The 1890-nt window shown below is 66.0% G+C and carries 1 protein-coding gene; it reads right to left on the reverse strand.

The window, feature by feature from the left end:
* Positions 1-1890: DNA translocase FtsK (locus EOA60_RS30995; protein WP_164899692.1), on the reverse strand; the 1890-nt coding region annotated here is incomplete at both ends.

Genomic DNA, 1890 nt, shown 5'->3' on the forward strand with positions numbered 1-1890 from the left:
GCCATGTAGAGCATGTCGCCCATGCCGAGCAGCTGCTCGGCGCCCTGCTCGCCCAGGATGGTGCGGCTGTCGATCTTCGACGTTACCTGGAATGAGATGCGGGTGGGGAAATTGGCCTTGATGGTGCCGGTGATGACGTCGACCGACGGGCGCTGCGTCGCCATGATGACATGGATGCCGGCGGCGCGCGCCATCTGCGCCAGGCGCTGCACCGCGCCTTCGATGTCCTTGCCGGCCACCATCATCAGGTCGGCCATTTCGTCGATGATGACGACGATATAGGGCATCGGCTCGAGGTCGAGATCCTCCGTCTCGTAGATCGCCTCGCCCGTCTGGCGGTCGAAGCCGGTCTGCACGGTGCGCGAGATTTTCTCACCCTTCTTCTCGGCCTGGCTGACGCGAGCGTTGAAGCCGTCGATGTTGCGCACGCCGACCTTGGACATCTTGCGGTAGCGGTCCTCCATCTCGCGCACCGTCCATTTCAGCGCCACCACGGCCTTCTTCGGATCGGTGACGACGGGCGTGAGCAGATGCGGGATGCCGTCATAGACCGAGAGCTCGAGCATCTTCGGATCGATCATGATCAGCCGGCATTCCTGCGGGGTGAGCCGGTAGAGCAGCGACAGGATCATGGTGTTGATGGCGACCGACTTGCCCGAGCCGGTGGTGCCGGCGACCAGCACATGCGGCATCTTGGCGATGTCGACGATGACCGCCTCGCCGTTGATGGTCTTGCCGAGCGCCAAGGCGAGCTTCGCCTTGGTGGTTTCGAAGTCGCGGCTCGCCATGATCTCGCGCAGATAGACTGTCTCGCGCTTGGCATTCGGCAGTTCGATGCCGATGGCGTTGCGGCCGGGCACGACGGCGACGCGGCAGGCGATCGCGCTCATCGAGCGGGCGATGTCGTCGGAGAGGCCGATGACGCGCGAGGATTTGATACCGGGCGCAGGTTCCAGCTCATAGAGCGTGACGACCGGACCCGGGCGGACATGGATGATCTCGCCCTTGACGCCGAAATCCTCGAGCACGCCTTCGAGCAGCCTTGCGTTCTGCTCCAGCGCGTCCTTCGACAGGCTCGGGTCTTTCGCGACGTTCTTCGGTTCGGACAGGAAATGCAGCGACGGCATCTCGAACGTGCCGGAGCCGATGAGCGAGGTCTGCGCCTCGCGCTGAACGCGTGCGCCTTGCACCGGGCGCGGCGCAGGCGCCTCCACGCGCGTCGCCGCGTCCGAGCGGAAGTTGCGCACATTGGCGCGGCGCTGGACCGGCTCCTCGTCGTCGAAGTCGTCGAGATCGGCCTCTTCGTCGTCGAAGACATTGTCGTCCACGGGATCGACCGAAGCGCTGCGGTCGTTGACCATTGCGGCGAAGAATTCCGGCTCGACACGGGCGCGGCCGCCGGGGCTCATCCTGGATTCGGCGTACTCGGCCGATTCGACCCGTTCGGCGGCGCGGCGCCAGGCGCTGGCCCGCGGCTCAATCTGAGGCTCGAACTCGTCACGCTCCTGCCTGCGGCGCGCGGCACGCCGATGCATCCATGCACGGAAGGACAGCCACCAATGGGTGATGGCGCCGAGCGCAAGAATGCCTTCGTCGCCCTCGTCTTCATCCTCATCGAAGAGCAGATCGTCCTGCTCGCGCGGTTCCGGCTCGGCGGCGCGCTCCATGACGGCAAAGCCGTTCTTGCGCGCGATCAGCGCCGAGCCATAGGCGAACAGCCAGAGCGCCGGCGTCGCGAGCACAACGGCGATGATGGTGGCGAAAAGGCCCTTCGGATAGCCGCCGACGGCGATGCCCGGGATCTTCAGCACCATATCGCCGAACACGCCGCCGAGACCGGTCGGCAGCGGCCAGGTGTTGCGCGGCGTCACGCAGCCGACGATCGCCCCG

Origin of the sequence: Mesorhizobium sp. M1A.F.Ca.IN.020.06.1.1, from assembly GCF_004023265.1 — a bacterium.
Lineage (GTDB): Bacteria > Pseudomonadota > Alphaproteobacteria > Rhizobiales > Rhizobiaceae > Mesorhizobium.